The organism is Streptomyces sp. NPDC051940, from assembly GCF_040680895.1.
GTDB lineage: Bacteria > Actinomycetota > Actinomycetes > Streptomycetales > Streptomycetaceae > Streptomyces.
The window spans coordinates 36780-50493 of record NZ_JBFAXR010000060.1; the positions used below are offsets into that span (position 1 = coordinate 36780).

At 71.9% G+C, this 13714-nt stretch carries 11 protein-coding genes and 1 pseudogene; 10 read left to right on the forward strand and 2 right to left on the reverse strand.

Going from position 1 to position 13714, the window contains the following annotated elements; translation table 11 throughout:
* The first annotated feature begins 89 nt into the window (after positions 1–89).
* Positions 90–940, forward strand: a pseudogene (locus tag AB0M28_RS22900) (hypothetical protein).
* A gap of 55 nt (positions 941–995) precedes the next feature.
* Here the strand turns inward: AB0M28_RS22900 and AB0M28_RS22905 are convergent.
* A complete protein-coding gene (locus AB0M28_RS22905) occupies positions 996–2162 on the reverse strand; it encodes an ABC transporter ATP-binding protein (protein ID WP_365407848.1) in 1167 nt (388 codons plus the stop codon).
* Between the two features lie 100 nt (positions 2163–2262).
* Between AB0M28_RS22905 and AB0M28_RS22910 the strand changes: the two genes are divergently transcribed.
* The 3 genes from AB0M28_RS22910 to AB0M28_RS22920 all read left to right on the forward strand — a co-directional run bounded on the left by AB0M28_RS22910 (position 2263) and on the right by AB0M28_RS22920 (position 4647).
* A complete protein-coding gene (locus AB0M28_RS22910) occupies positions 2263–2910 on the forward strand; it encodes a TetR/AcrR family transcriptional regulator (protein ID WP_365407851.1) in 648 nt (215 codons plus the stop codon).
* Between the two features lie 127 nt (positions 2911–3037).
* Positions 3038–4213 (forward strand): acyl-CoA dehydrogenase, encoded by a 1176-nt coding sequence (locus AB0M28_RS22915; protein WP_365407854.1) that lies wholly within the window; start codon positions 3038–3040, stop codon positions 4211–4213.
* Between the two features lie 77 nt (positions 4214–4290).
* Positions 4291–4647 (forward strand): cupin domain-containing protein, encoded by a 357-nt coding sequence (locus AB0M28_RS22920; protein WP_365407856.1) that lies wholly within the window; start codon positions 4291–4293, stop codon positions 4645–4647.
* A 63-nt stretch (positions 4648–4710) separates the two neighbouring features.
* Here AB0M28_RS22920 and AB0M28_RS22925 read toward each other — a convergent pair whose 3' ends face one another.
* Positions 4711–5967: a spermidine/putrescine ABC transporter substrate-binding protein gene (locus tag AB0M28_RS22925; protein WP_365407859.1), complete on the reverse strand. Its 1257-nt coding sequence runs from the start codon at positions 5965–5967 to the stop codon at positions 4711–4713.
* 155 nt (positions 5968–6122) lie between these two features.
* On the opposite strand from AB0M28_RS22925, the gene AB0M28_RS22930 reads away from it, so the two are divergent.
* Genes AB0M28_RS22930 through AB0M28_RS22955 form a run of 6 tightly spaced genes read left to right on the forward strand, consistent with a single transcriptional unit; the run spans position 6123 to position 13633 of the window.
* Positions 6123–7739, forward strand: coding sequence for an NAD(P)/FAD-dependent oxidoreductase (locus AB0M28_RS22930; protein ID WP_365407862.1), 1617 nt, complete (start codon positions 6123–6125; stop codon positions 7737–7739).
* Positions 7736–9001 (forward strand): aromatic ring-hydroxylating dioxygenase subunit alpha, encoded by a 1266-nt coding sequence (locus tag AB0M28_RS22935; RefSeq protein ID WP_365407865.1) that lies wholly within the window; start codon positions 7736–7738, stop codon positions 8999–9001. Before AB0M28_RS22930 ends, AB0M28_RS22935 begins: the two co-directional genes overlap by 4 nt.
* A 37-nt stretch (positions 9002–9038) precedes the next feature.
* Entirely contained in the window at positions 9039–10451 is a 1413-nt protein-coding gene (locus tag AB0M28_RS22940; protein ID WP_365407868.1) for an aminotransferase class III-fold pyridoxal phosphate-dependent enzyme, read from the forward strand.
* Positions 10448–11884, forward strand: a complete 1437-nt coding sequence (locus AB0M28_RS22945) for an aminobutyraldehyde dehydrogenase (protein ID WP_365407870.1) — start codon at positions 10448–10450, stop codon at positions 11882–11884. Before AB0M28_RS22940 ends, AB0M28_RS22945 begins: the two co-directional genes overlap by 4 nt.
* Before the next feature lie 28 nt (positions 11885–11912).
* Positions 11913–12998 carry an S-(hydroxymethyl)mycothiol dehydrogenase gene (locus tag AB0M28_RS22950; protein ID WP_365407872.1) on the forward strand — a complete coding sequence of 362 codons (1086 nt, stop codon included), beginning with the start codon at positions 11913–11915 and terminating at the stop codon, positions 12996–12998.
* On the forward strand, positions 12995–13633 hold the full coding sequence (locus AB0M28_RS22955) for an MBL fold metallo-hydrolase (protein ID WP_365407875.1): 639 nt from the start codon (positions 12995–12997) through the stop codon (positions 13631–13633). Before AB0M28_RS22950 ends, AB0M28_RS22955 begins: the two co-directional genes overlap by 4 nt.
* Positions 13634–13714: the final 81 nt, after the last annotated feature.

Here is a 13714-nt window from a genome sequence, read left to right on the forward strand (position 1 = left end):
CAAGCGTCCGCCGGGCGCCCTCGTGGACGATCTCGTCGGTCAGGGAGCCGGACTCGGTGGAGTTGTCGGCGATCGCGGCCAGCGCGGCATTGACCGAGGCACGCCTTTGCGTGCGCCCTCTGCCGGCCTCCTCCGGCGCCGAGGCGCGGGGCACGGCGAGGACCGCACCGGCAGCCGAGGTGGAGGACCCGGTCGTCGCCTCCTTCGACGGAGGCCGCTACGTCCTCGACGGTGAGACGCTCCGACTGGCCGGAGCGATCGAGCTGCCCGGCTTCAATCGGGTCAACCCCGCAGGCGACAAGGACCACGTCGTGGTCTCCACCGGCACCGGGTTCCGCGTGCTGAACGCCGCCGCACAGACCTTCACCGGCATCGAGTTCAGCGGCGCGAAGCCCGGCCACGTGGTCCGCCATGCGGGCCGTACGATGCCCGTCACCGACGGCACCGGGCAGGTCACCGTGTTCGACCCCGCCGACCTGGGCCGCGGGGAAGCCCGAGAGCCGCAGGTACACCTCAGCCGAACCCCACCACGGCGTTGCCATCGAACTGAGCAACGGCGAGCTCCTCACCACCCTCGGCACCGAGGAGAAGCGCACCGGCGCGCTCGTCGTCGACGCCGACGGCAAGGAGCCGAAGCGCGACGAGCGCTGCCCCGGCGTGCACGGTGAGGCGGCGGCCAAAGGGGAGGCCGTCGCGGTGGGCTGCGAGGACGGCGTCCTGATCTACAAGGACGGCGACTTCATGACGGAGCGTTGCGGGTCATCGACCCCGCGACCGGGAGGCCCGCCCGACACTCTTCGTGCGCGGCCACGTCGCGTACGTCTCCGACCTGGGCTCGCGGACGGTGCGCGCCGTCGACCTCGAATCCGGTTCGAAGACCGCGTCCGTGACCCTGCCCAAGAGCACGAAGGAACTGTCCAGGGTCGCCGCCGGACACTGAGCGACGTATCCCGGGGCCCAGGGAGCACTCGCCTCTCGGGCTCCGGGGAGCGCCGCTACTCGCCGGCCTCGGCCGGCGGCTCCCGATCGAGTACGCGGAGGGCTCCGGGCGGGCAGTCGATCTCCACCGGTGTGCCGGACGGGAGTTCGCCTTCGTCGCTGAGCGCGAGCACCTGCAGGCAGGGGCCGTGCGGCAGGCGGACGGTCAGCTGCGTCGTGGCACCGACGTAGACCGTGCGGTCGACGATTCCCGGCAGGGTGTTCGATGCTGGTGCCGAGGAGCCCGTGCGCCGGACCCGCAGGCGCTCAGGGCGTACGACGGCACGGGCCGGGCCCGCGGGCAGCGCGGACGGGCAATCGGCGACAAGCTCGAACGCCCCGACCTGCACCCGGCGCAGAGCGTCTCCCGGCTCGCCGGCGCAGTCGACGTCGAGAAGGTTCGCGGTGCCGAGGAAGTCGGCGGCGAATTCGGTGCGCGGATGCTCGTACACCTCGCGCGGTGTACCGCACTGGACCACGCGGCCGCCGTCCATGACGGCGAGGCGGTCGGACATCTCCAGCGCCTCCTCCTGGTCGTGGGTGACGAACACGAACGTCGTGCCCACCGTCCGCTGCACGTCCATCAGCTCCGCACGCAGCACCTTGCGCAGCCGGGCGTCGAGGGCGCCGAGCGGCTCGTCGAGGAGCAGCACCGACGGCCTGAGGATCAGCGCGCGCGCCAGCGCCACCCGTTGCTGCTGGCCGCCGGAGAGCTGGTGCGGTCTGCGGCCGGCGAGATGGCCGAGGCGTACCAGCTCCAGCGCCTCGTCGACCAGGCGACGCCGTTCCCTGCGGTCCGGGCGGGCGGTGCGGGTGTCGTCGGGAGAGGACCAGCGCAAGCCGTAGCCCACGTTGTCGGCGACGCTGAGGTGGGGGAAGAGGGCGTAACTCTGGAAGACGGTGTTGACGGGCCGCCGGTGCGCCGGGACGTGGGCGACGTCGGTGCCGTCGAGCATGATCCGGCCGGAGGTGGGTTCCTCGAAGCCCGCGATCATGCGCAGGGTGGTGGTCTTGCCGCATCCCGAGGGACCGAGCAGGGAGAAGAACTCCCCACCCGGTATCCGCAGGTCGATGCCGTCGACCGCGACGCTTTCGGTGAACTCCTTGCGGAGTGATACGAGCTCGACCGTGCCGCCGGCGAGGGAGCGCTCGGTGCTGCTCGGAGAGAGGGTGTCCTGAGCCATGCCGGGCAGTGTAGGGAAGGCGACCTGATCGCGTATAGTGGCTGACTGGTTATTCAACAAGTCGGGGTCAGAGGCCTCGCTCTCCGTTACGATGAGGGCTGTGAAATCCAACGGGACAGGGCGTTCGGGTGGCGGTAGCCGCGAGGAGCAGGTCGACCAGCGCAGGGCCGAGCTGTTGGAGGCGGCGCGCAAGGTGGTGCTCGAACGCGGGCTCGCCAACACCCGGGTGGCGGATATCGCCAAGGCGACCGATGTCAGCGGCGGTCTGATCCACTACCACTTCGCGACGAAGGACGTGCTGCTCACGGAGATGCTCCGGGCGGCCAGCATGGACGACATCCGCACCCTGCAGGAGGTGGCGGACAGCCCCGGCAGCTCGGTGGACCGGATGGACGCCGTGCTGCACTTCTATCTGCCGGAGGAGGACAACGCCGGCTGGGTGCTGTGGCTCGAGGCCTGGGCGGCCAGCGTGCGCGTGCAGTCGTTGCGCAACATCGTCGGCGAACTCGACGGCGCCTGGCTCGCGGTGGTGGAACGGGTGATCCGCGACGGTGTCCGCTCCGGCGAGTTCACCTGCGACGACCCGGCCGCCGCAGCCGAACGGCTCGACGCCCTGCTGGACGGACTGGCCATCCGCTACACCCTGCAGCTGGGCGCGATGACCCGGCGGCACTACCTGGAGCAGGCCCGGGTCGCGGCGTCCCGCGAGGTCGGCGTCGACCGCTCCGTCTTCCCCCGGGGCCGGTAGCCCCGCCCGCAGCGATTCGACCGAGGGCCCGTGTACACCCCGTGCACGGGCCCTTGACGTGTCTGCGATCGAGCCGGTTGACTGACTGCCCAATCAGTCAACCGGTCGAGTCGAGTGGTGGTGTGGCATGTCGTCCTTGGTCGTTCTCAGCCCGCAGCAGCGGGACCTGGCCGAACGGGCCCGCAGGTTCGTCGACGAGCAGCTGCTGCCGTACGAGACGCAGGCGGAACGGGCCGGCGGCCGGCTGCCGCAGGAGATCGTGGACGGGATCCGCGACGCGGCCGTCAAGGCCCGGCTCAACGGCGGGCGGATCGCCCGGGAGCACGGCGGCCAGGGGTGGAGCGCCACCGACTACGTCGCCGTCCACGAGCAGCTCGGCCGCAGCACCAACGGCCTGTGGTGGTGGATCCCCGACGCGTACAACGTGCTGACCGCCGGCACGCCCGAGCAGCTCCGGCGCTATCTGGAACCCTGCGTGGCGGGCACCGCCGCCGTCTCCTACGCCGTCACCGAGGAGCACGCCGGCAGCGACCCCTCCCGGATCGCCACCACCGCCCGGCGGATCCGGGACGGGCAGGGCGAGGGCTGGCTGATCAACGGTGAGAAGTGGTTCGTGACCAGCGGCGACGTGGCCACGGCCCATGTCGTGGTCGCCGTCGCCGACGAGGGCCCCACCCTCTTCCTCGTCCCCGCCGGCGCACCCGGCGTCGATACCGTCGACGAGCCGCCGTTCACCCACAACTTCCCGCACGGCCACCCCACGATCCGCTTCACCGACGTCCGCGTCGGGCCCGACGAGGTGCTCGGACCGCTGGGCGGTGCGGAGGCGCTGCAGCAGCGCTGGTTCGTCGATGAGCGGCTCGGCATCGCGGTGCACTGCGTGGGCGCGATGGGCCGGCTGCTGGAGGAGGCCACGGCCTGGGCTGGGCAGCGCGAGCAGGGCGGCGGCCCGATCATCGACCACCAGGGCGTCTCCTTCCCGCTCGCCGACTCCGCCGCCGACGCCGCGGCCGCGCGGCTCCTCGTGTACGAGGTCGCCGCGCTCGCCGACGCCGGCGCGGACCCCAAGGTCGTCCACGCCAAGGCCTCGCTGGCGAAGCTCTTCGCCAGCGAGGCGGCGAACCGCTGTGCCGACCGGGCCGTGCAGGTCTTCGGCGGTCGCGGCTACCTGCGTACGACGGCCGCCGAGAGGTTCTGGCGCGAGCTGCGCGTGGACCGCATCTGGGAGGGGACCAGTGAGATCCAGCGCCTGATCGTCGCCCGTTCGCTCGTGCGCCGCGGCGTGCGGCAGGTCATCGCGTGATGTAACGGCTGCCGAGCAACCAGCAGAACAGCGACCGGAATCAGAGCAGCAGCAGACCAGGAGAGGAACCCGCCACCATGGCCAGCACCTTCGTCATCGCCGACGTCCAGCTCACCCCGTACGAACTCGAGCCCGGCCAGACCGTCTCCGGCGAACCCGTCGTCTCCGACGCCGCGATCTGGACCGCGCCCGACGGCAGCGCTGTCCGCGGGATCTGGACCTGCACCCCCGGCGCGATCCGGATGGCCGAGTCCGAGATCTTCGTGGTAGTCGAGGGCAGGGCCACCGTCGCACCCGAGGGCGGCAGGCCCTTCGATATCGGCCCCGGCAGCGCCGTCATCCTGGACCGGGCGACCCCCGTGGTCCTGGAGGTCCGCGAGACGCTCCGCAAGTGCTACCACATGGAGCTGGTCCCACCGGCCGACGCGGAGTGACGGTACGGCGGGAGGGGGTGGCGCCGCGGCCTCGGCGCCACCCCCTCCTCGCTGCCCGCGCGTTCAGGAACCCGCGTTGAACTGCGCCCAGGTGTCCTGCCACAACCGCTCCGACTCCACGTCGAGCTGGAGGAGCTGCACGCAGTCCCGGTACGCCTGCTCGGTCACGATCGCCGAGGTGAGGTTGGCGGGGACGTACTCGTTCTCCGCCATGTACTGCGGGGTGAAGGCGGTCTGGGCCGGCTGGTAGCCGACCCAGCCCATGTTGGTGCCCGCGTTGTCGGTGTCCAGCAGGTAGTCGAGGAAGTGGTGGGCGAGCACGGGACTCCCCGCGCCGCGCACCACGGCCACGCAGTCGGTGCCGATGACGCCCTTGCCCTGCTCGGGGTACCAGAAACCGAGATCGGTCGCCGGCTGGTCCTCGGCGAGGTTGTACTGCGCCGCGATCATGTCCCCGGACCAGGCCTGGTGCACGAGCGCCTGCCCCTGCGGCAGCAGCGTGGCCTGCTGGGTGCCGACCTTGACCTTGACGGTCCGCAGCAGCTCCGCGAGGTCCTTCCCGGCCCTGCCCAGCACGGCGGCGTCGCCGGTGTTCACCTCGAAGTCGCCGCGGCGCACGAGCGTCAGGGCGAGCGCCTCGCGGTAGTCGTCGAGGACGTAGACCTTGCCCGCGTACGCGGGATCCCAGAACAGGTCGTAGCCGTTGGCCGGGAGGGACGTGATCCGGTCGGCCCGGTAGCCGATCCCGGTGCTGAAGACGTTGTACGGGACGGTGTAGCGCGAACCCTGGTCGTAGAACGGGTTCTGCAGCGTCGGCCAGACGTTGGCGAGATTGCCCAGGTAGGAGTGGTTGACCGGCTGGAGCAGGCCCGCCTGGACCACGCGGCCGACCACGTCGGCGGTCGGGAAGAAGACGTCGTACGGGGCGGCGCTCGCGTTGCGCAGCTTCTCCACGGCCTCGGTCATCGTCGTGAACGTGGTGACCTGGACCTTGCAGCCGTACTCCTTCTGGAACGCCTTCACCAGGTCCGGTGCCAGGTAGTCGGCGTAGTTGAGCAGCCGCAGGGTGGCGCCCTTCTCGGGGGTGAGCCCGTCGGCTATCGCCTTGTTGTCCGCCGCGAGCGGCAGCGTGACCGGGTCGTCGGGGCGGGAGACCCGGGTCGGCTTTGCGGCGGCTGCGCGCCCGCCGTCCTGCCCGCACGCGGCGAGCAGACCAGCTGATCCCGCGAACAGGCCCGCGCGCAGCAGTGCGCGGCGGTCCGGCCCGCGCCGGGGTCTGCGCGCCGGTCCGGGCGGGTTGTGTGGTTCGGAGTTGACCATGGCACCTCATTCGTCTCGGACAGCGTAGATCTATCGGTTTGCGTCGAGGTCTTGCGCGGCTGACTGGTCACCCAGTTAGTCTGGCATGAGAGCCCGGCCCCGCAAGAGAGCGGCCGGAAGGAAACCGGGTTGTTACCAGAAGGGCTCGACCATTCATGGAAGCTCTGCAGCGCGAATACGACGGAATCGTCGTCGGCGGCGGCCACAACGGCCTTGTCAGTGCCGCCTATCTGGCCAGGGCGGGACTGAAGACGCTCGTCCTGGAGGCCCGCCCCGTCACGGGCGGCGCGGCGGTCACCGAGAAGCCGTGGGGACCGGAGTTCAAGATGACGGCCCTGTCGTACGTCATGAGCCTGATGCCACCCACGGTGATCAGGGATTTGAAGCTCGAGGAGTTCGGCTACCGGGTGCTTCCCATGGGCCCGTGGTACGTCCCCTCGCTCGACGGCCGCTCCCTGCACATGACGGGTGAACACCGCCACGACCATGAGCAGTTGGCGGCATTCTCCAAGAAGGACGCGGACGCCATGTCGCGGTACGAGGAGTGGCTCGGGGGCATCGGCAAGATGCTCGCCCCCCTGCTGCTGCGCACCCCGCCCGCCCTCGGCTCCCACGCCGTCGGCGATCTGCTCGACCAGCTCAAGCTGGCGTGGAGCATGCGCGGACTGAACGCCCGATCAGTCGCCGACGCCACGAAACTGTTCACGATGAGCATCGCCGATCTGCTCGACGAATGGTTCGAGTCGGACATCGTGAAGGGCTCGATGTCCATCAACGGCGTCATCGGCACCTGGGCCGGCCCGATGGAACCCGGAACGGCGTACGTGATGATGCACCACACCATCGGCGATATCGGCGACGGGAAGATGGGCAGCTGGGGGTACCCCGTCGGCGGCATGGGAGCGGTCGCCGACGCGATCCGGCGCTCCGCCGAGCACTTCGGCGCCACCGTCGTCACCGGTGCCCGCGTCGAGCGCATCCTCACCCGCGGGGGCCGCGCCACCGGTGTCGCGCTGGAGGACGGCCGCGAGTTCCTGGCGCCGACGGTCGTCTCCGCCACCCACCCGCAGATCACCTTCCTCAACCAGCTCGAACCCCGCGAGCTGCCGGAGGACTTCGTCGCCGACATCCGGCGCTGGCGCTCCCGCTCCGGCACCGTCAAGGTCAACGTGGCGCTCTCCGGACTGCCTCGCTTCACCGCCAACCCGGACCTCACCGCCCAGGAGCTGTCCGGCCCGATCGACCTGGCCGAGTCGCTGGAATACGTCGAGGACGCGTTCATCGACGCCCGCTCGGGCCGCCCGGCCGCCCGCCCCTTCGCCGACAGCGTCATCCCCTCCACCGTCGACGACACGCTCTGCCCGCCGGGTACGCACGTGATGTCGATGTTCACCCAGTGGGTGCCGCACACCTGGGCCGACGAGCCGCACACCGAGGAGCTCGAGGCGTACGCGGACCGGGTGATCGACCTGTACGACCAGCTCGCCCCCGGCTTCAAGGGCCAGGTGATCCACCGCCAGGTCATAGGCCCGCACCAGATGCAGGAGGAGTACGGCCTCGTCGGGGGGAACATCTTCCACGGCGAGCTGAGCCCCGAGCAGCTGTTCCACATGCGCCCCGCCCCCGGCTACGCCGACTTCACCACCCCGGTCAAGGGCCTGTACCAGTGCTCCTCGGCCACCCACGGCGGCGGCGGGGTCACCGGCATCGCCGGCTATCTGGCCACCCGGCGCATCCTGAAGGACCGCCGTACCCCGGGGCGCCGCAAGTGACCGTGCCACCCGACACCCGTACCGCGGACCCCCTGCTCAGCGCACTCGACCGGGACGCGCTGCGCGCCGTACTGGAGCCCCCCGGCCGGATGCTCCCCGCCGCCGCCTACCTCGATCCCGGCGTCCTCGCCTGGGAGCGCCGCGAGGTCTTCGACGCCGGCTGGGTCTGCCTCGGCCGCGCCGACGCGCTGGCCCGCCCCCGCTCCCGGCTCGCCTTCCCGCTGGGCAGCCCGGACGGTGAAGGGCCGTACGGTGCCGCGTCCGTGCTGCTGGTGCGGGGCGAGGACGGCGTGCTGCGCGGGTTCCACAACAGCTGCCGGCACCGCGGCCACGAGCTGCTTCCCTGCGCCACCGACGCTCCCGCCGGCCGGCCGCGGTTCCTCGCCTGCCCGTACCACGCATGGGTCTACGACCTCACCGGCCGGCTCGTGCGCGTCCCCGCCCTCGACGACGGAGAACCCGTCGCCATCGGCGCCGCGGTACCCGCCGCACGCTCCCTCCCGGCGGACGCGGACCGGCTCGGGCTGATCGAGGTGCCGGTCGCCGAATGGCAGGGCTTCGTCCTCGCCAACCTCGACGGCACCGCCCCGCCGCTCGCCGAGTGGACCTCGGGGCTCGACGAACTCCTCGCCCCGTACGGGCTGGTCGACCTCACCCCGGCCGCCATCCACCGCTACACGTTGCGCGCCAACTGGAAGCTGATCGTGGAGAACTACCACGAGTGCTTCCACTGCCCGGCCATCCACCCCGAGCTGTGCCAGGTCTCCTCACCCGACAGCGGCCTCGACTGCGGCGGCCCCGGCCAGTGGCACGGCGGCCACATGCAGCTCGAACCGGGGGTGCGCACCATGTCCCTGGACGGTACCGGGTCCGGGCCGCTGCTGCCCGGCCTCACCCCCGGACTGCGCGACCGCGTGTACTACCTGCAGCTCTTCCCCCAGCTGCTGCTCAGCCCGCACCCCGACTACGTGATGGTGCACCGACTGGTGCCGACCGGTCCTGACACCACCTGGGTCGAGTGCCAGTGGCTCTTCCCGGCCGACCGCCCCGCCGGCTTCGACCCCGGCTACGCCGTCGACTTCTGGGACCTCACCAACCGCCAGGACTGGACGGCGTGCGAGTCCGTCCAGCGAGGCGTCAGCTCTCCCGGCTACCGGCCGGGCCCGCTGTCCGCCTGGCACGAACGCGTGGTCGCCGGCTCCATCCAGCACCTGGCCCGCGCGTATCTGGACGGCGCGGTCGGCGCCGTACGCACCCCGTGACATCAGCGATCCGACGACGAAACGGACGTACACCCTCATGAGTACAGACACGTCGCCCGACAGCCGCAGGGCCCAGGACCTGGCCCGACTCGACGAGCTGATCGCCCAGCAGTCGAAGGTCTTCCTCGACCGCACCACCGAATCGCAGCGCATCCGCGCCGAGGCCGGATCCGTACTGGCCGGCGGCGTCGCCTCCAGCTGGCAGGACACCCAGCCGGGAACCGTCTGGATCCGCACGGGCCGGGGCTCACGGACGTGGGACGTGGACGGCACCGAGTACACCGATCTGCACGGCGGCTTCGGCGTCGGCATCGTCGGACACGCGCACCCCGCGATCGTCGCCGCGGTGTCCGACCGGGTGCGCAAAGGCACGCACTTCGCCCAGCCCACCGAGGACGCCGTCGTCGTCGCCCGTGAACTGGCCGCCCGCTTCGGGCTGCCGGTGTGGCGGTACAACAACTCCGGTACGGAGTCCACGATGGACGCGATCCACCTGATGCGCGTCGCCACCGGCCGCCCGAAGATCATCAAGGTGGAGGGCACCTACCACGGCCACCACGACGCCGTGCAGGTCTCCGTCTACCCCGCGCCCGAACTCGCCGGACCCGCCGACCGCCCGAACTCCGTACCCGTCGGCAGCGCGTACCCGAGGGCGGTCGTGGACCTCACCGTCGTCGTGCCGTTCGGCGACCTCGCGGCCGTCGACCGCGTGCTGACCGAGCACCGCGGCGAGATCGCCGGGATGATCATCGAGCCGGTGATGATGAACATCGGCCTCATCCCGCCGCCGCCCGGCTATCTGCGCCTGCTGAAGGACCTTCTCCACGCGCACGGCGCCTATCTGGCCTTCGACGAGGTGAAAACCGGCCTCGCGCTCAGCCCCGCCGGCGCCGTGGGCCTCACCGGCGTCGTACCGGACCTGGTCTGCCTCGCCAAGGCGCTCGGCGGAGGACTGCCCTGCGGCGCCATCGGCGGCATACCCGAGCTGATGGACCTGATCACGCAGGGCGCGTACGAGCAGGTCGGCACCTTCAACGGCAACCCGCTCACCATGGCCGCCGCGCGCGCCGTGCTGCAGGACATCCTGACGCCCGCCGCGTACGACGGCTTCGAGGAGCTGCGCCGCACCATGGCCGACGGAGCCGAGGAGATCCTGCGCCGCTACGGGCTGCCGGGCTTCGTACGCAGCTACGGCTGCAAGGGCGCGGTGCTGTTCACCGAACGGCTCGAGAACTACCGGGACTTCCTGGCGTACGACGACGAGTGGGGCAACGCCCACTGGCTCTACCAGCACAACGGAGGCGTCTTCCTGCCGCCGTGGGGCAAGTGCGAGCAGTGGACCGCGTCCGTCCAGCACACCCGCGAGGACGCGGAACGGTTCCTGGCGAACCTCGAGAGGATGGCCGCCGACCTGCGCGGCGGAATGCGGCCGCAGGAGGCTGCGGCATGAGCGGCACGCACCTGAACGACACCGCGAACCTGATCGACGGCGAACTCGTCGCCGGGGGCGGTGCCGCCGCCGACCCGGCCCGCGACCCCTCCACCGGTACGGTGCTCGCCGAGGTGCCGCGCAGCTCCCCGGCCGACGTGGACCGGGCGGTGGCCGCCGCGCGGCGCGCGTTCCCCGGCTGGCGGGCGCTCACCCCCGCCGACCGCGCCGCGCGGCTGAACGCGCTGGCCGACGCGCTCCAGAGCCACGCCAAGGCGTTCGCGGAGGCCGAGTCCGCGAACGCCGGCAAACCGATCGCCGCCGTACCCGAGGAGATCGACTACTGCGCCGACAACATCCGCTTCCTCGCCGGCGCCGCCCGCAGCCTGCAGGCCCCGGCGGCGGGGGAGTACGTCGAGGGGGCGACCTCCTTCGTCCGCCGCGAACCGGTCGGCGTGGTCGCCGCGATCGCACCGTGGAACTACCCGCTGATGATGGCGGTCTGGAAGTTCGCGCCCGCGCTGGCGGTGGGCTGCACGGTGGTGCTGAAGCCCTCCGAGCTGACACCCCTCAGCACGCTCGCCCTCGCCGCGCTGGCCGCGGAGCTGCTGCCGCCCGGCGTGCTGAACGTCGTCACCGGCGACGGTCCCGTCGGGGCGCAGCTCGCCGCGCACCCGGATGTCGCCATGATCTCCCTGACCGGCTCGGTCGCCACCGGGCGCAAGGTCGCCGCCGCGGCGGCGCCGGGCCTCAAGCGCCTCCACCTTGAACTCGGCGGCAAGGCGCCGGTGGTGGTGCTCGACGATGCGGACGTCGAAGCGCTGGCCGCGTCGCTTCGTATCGCCTCCTTCGGCAACGCCGGGCAGGACTGCACGGCCGCCTGCCGTGTCATCGCCACACCCGCCGTGTACGGCAGGGTGGTCGAGGCCCTCACCGAGGTCGCCGACTCGCTGCGCACCGGGCCGACGGACGACCCGGCGACCGAGCTCGGCCCGCTCATCAGCACCGCGCAGCGCGACAGGGTCGCCGGCTTCGTCGGACGGGCTGTCGCCGCCGGGGCCAGTGTGACCGCGGGCGGCGCGGCACCGGACGGGCCTGGCGCGTACTACCCGGCCACCGTCGTGATCGGGCCCGACCAGGACGCGGAGATCGTGCAGCGCGAGGTCTTCGGCCCGGTCGTCACGGTCCAGCGCGCCGCCGACCCCGAACAGGCGCTCGCCATGGCGTCGGACGTGCCGTACGGGCTGTCGGCGTCCGTCTGGACGGCGGACGCGGGCCGGGCGCTGCGGGCGGCGGCCGGGCTGCGCTTCGGCGCGGTCTGGGTGAACGACCACCTCACCGGCTGCTCCGAGATGCCGCACGGCGGCTTCGGGCAGTCGGGGTACGGGCGGGACCTGTCGGGGTACGCCCTCGATCACTACAGCGAGCCGCGCCACGTCATGGTGCGCTGGTAGCCGGGAACGGCGAGGGGAGAACGAGCAGATGGCACAGCGCGCACGGGGAGTCATAGCCCCGGGCAGGGGAGAACCGGTCCGGATCGAGACGGTCGTCGTCCCCGACCCCGGCCCCGGCGAGGCGGTCGTGGCCGTCAGCGCCTGCGGGGTCTGTCACACCGATCTGCACTACCGCGAGGGCGGCATCAACGACGAGTTCCCGTTCCTGCTGGGCCACGAGGCGGCCGGCACCGTCGAGTCCGTCGGCGCGGGCGTCACCGAGGTGGAGCCCGGCGACTTCGTGATCCTCAACTGGCGTGCGGTGTGCGGCCAGTGCCGTGCCTGCCGGCGCGGCAGGCCCTGGTACTGCTTCGCCACGCACAACGCGCGGCAGAGGATGTCGCTCGAAGACGGCACCGTGCTCTCGCCGGCGCTCGGGATCGGCGCCTTCGCCGAGAAGACCCTGGTCGCCGCCGGACAGTGCACCAAGGTCGACCCGGCCGCCTCGCCCGCCGCCGCCGGCCTCCTCGGCTGCGGCGTGATGGCCGGACTCGGCGCCGCCGTCAACACCGGCGCCGTCTCACGCGGCGACAGTGTCGCCGTCATCGGCTGCGGCGGTGTCGGCGGCGCGGCCGTGATGGGCGCGCGGCTGGCGGGCGCGGGCCGGATCATCGCCGTGGACGTCGACCCGCGCAAGCTGGACACGGCCCGGGGGCTCGGTGCCACGCACACCGTCGACGCCCGGGGGAGCGACCCGGTCGAGGCGATCCGCGAGCTGACCGGCGGCCACGGCGCGGACGTCGTCATCGAGGCGGTCGGCCGCCCCGAGACGTACAAGCAGGCCTTCTACGCCCGCGACCTCGCCGGCACGGTCGTGCTGGTGGGTGTGCCGATGCCGGAGATGAAGCTCGACCTCCCGCTGCTCGACGTCTTCGGGCGCGGCGGCGCGCTGAAGTCCTCCTGGTACGGCGACTGCCTGCCGTCCAGGGACTTCCCGCTGCTCATCGACCTCTACCTGCAAGGGCGGCTCGACCTGGACGCCTTCGTGTCCGAGACGATCACGCTCGACCAGGTCGAGGAGGCGTTCCACCGGATGGAGAAGGGCGAGGTGCTGCGCTCGGTGGTGCTGCTGTGACGGCACTCCCGAAGGGCGTCGAACGGCTCGTCACCTCAGGCCGGTTCGAACTCGACGGAGGCAGCTGGGAGGTGGACAACAACGTGTGGCTCGTCGGCGACGACCAGGAGGTCCTCGTCGTCGACGCCGCCCACGACGCCGAGGTGATCGCCGCGGCCGTGGGACCGCGCCACGTGGTCGCGATCGTCTGCACACACGCCCACAACGACCACATCGACGCGGCCCCCGCTCTCGCCGACCTCACAGGCGCGCCCGTGCTCCTCCACCCGGCGGACCTGCCGCTGTGGAAGCAGACCCACCCGGCCCGGTCGCCGGACGGCGAACTCGCCGACGGACTACGGCTGGAGGCGGGCGGCATCCGCCTGGAAGTCCTGCACACGCCGGGCCACAGCCCGGGAGCGGTGTGCCTGTACGCGGAGCGGGCGGATGTGCTGTTCTCCGGCGACACGCTCTTCCACGGCGGGCCGGGAGCGACTGGCCGCTCGTTCTCGGACTTCACGACGATCATCGCGTCGATCCGCGACCGGCTCCTCACGCTGCCGCCGCAGACGGCCGTGCTCACGGGATACGGCGAGGGGACGAGCATCGCTGCCGAGGCGCCGCACCTGAAGGAGTGGGAGGACCGGGGGCACTGAGGGGGGCTGCCTCCGGGCGGGTCGGGGTGGCGTGCGGTGCCGCTTGCGCGTCGGGGAGTTGCGGTGGTTGCGTCCCACGCC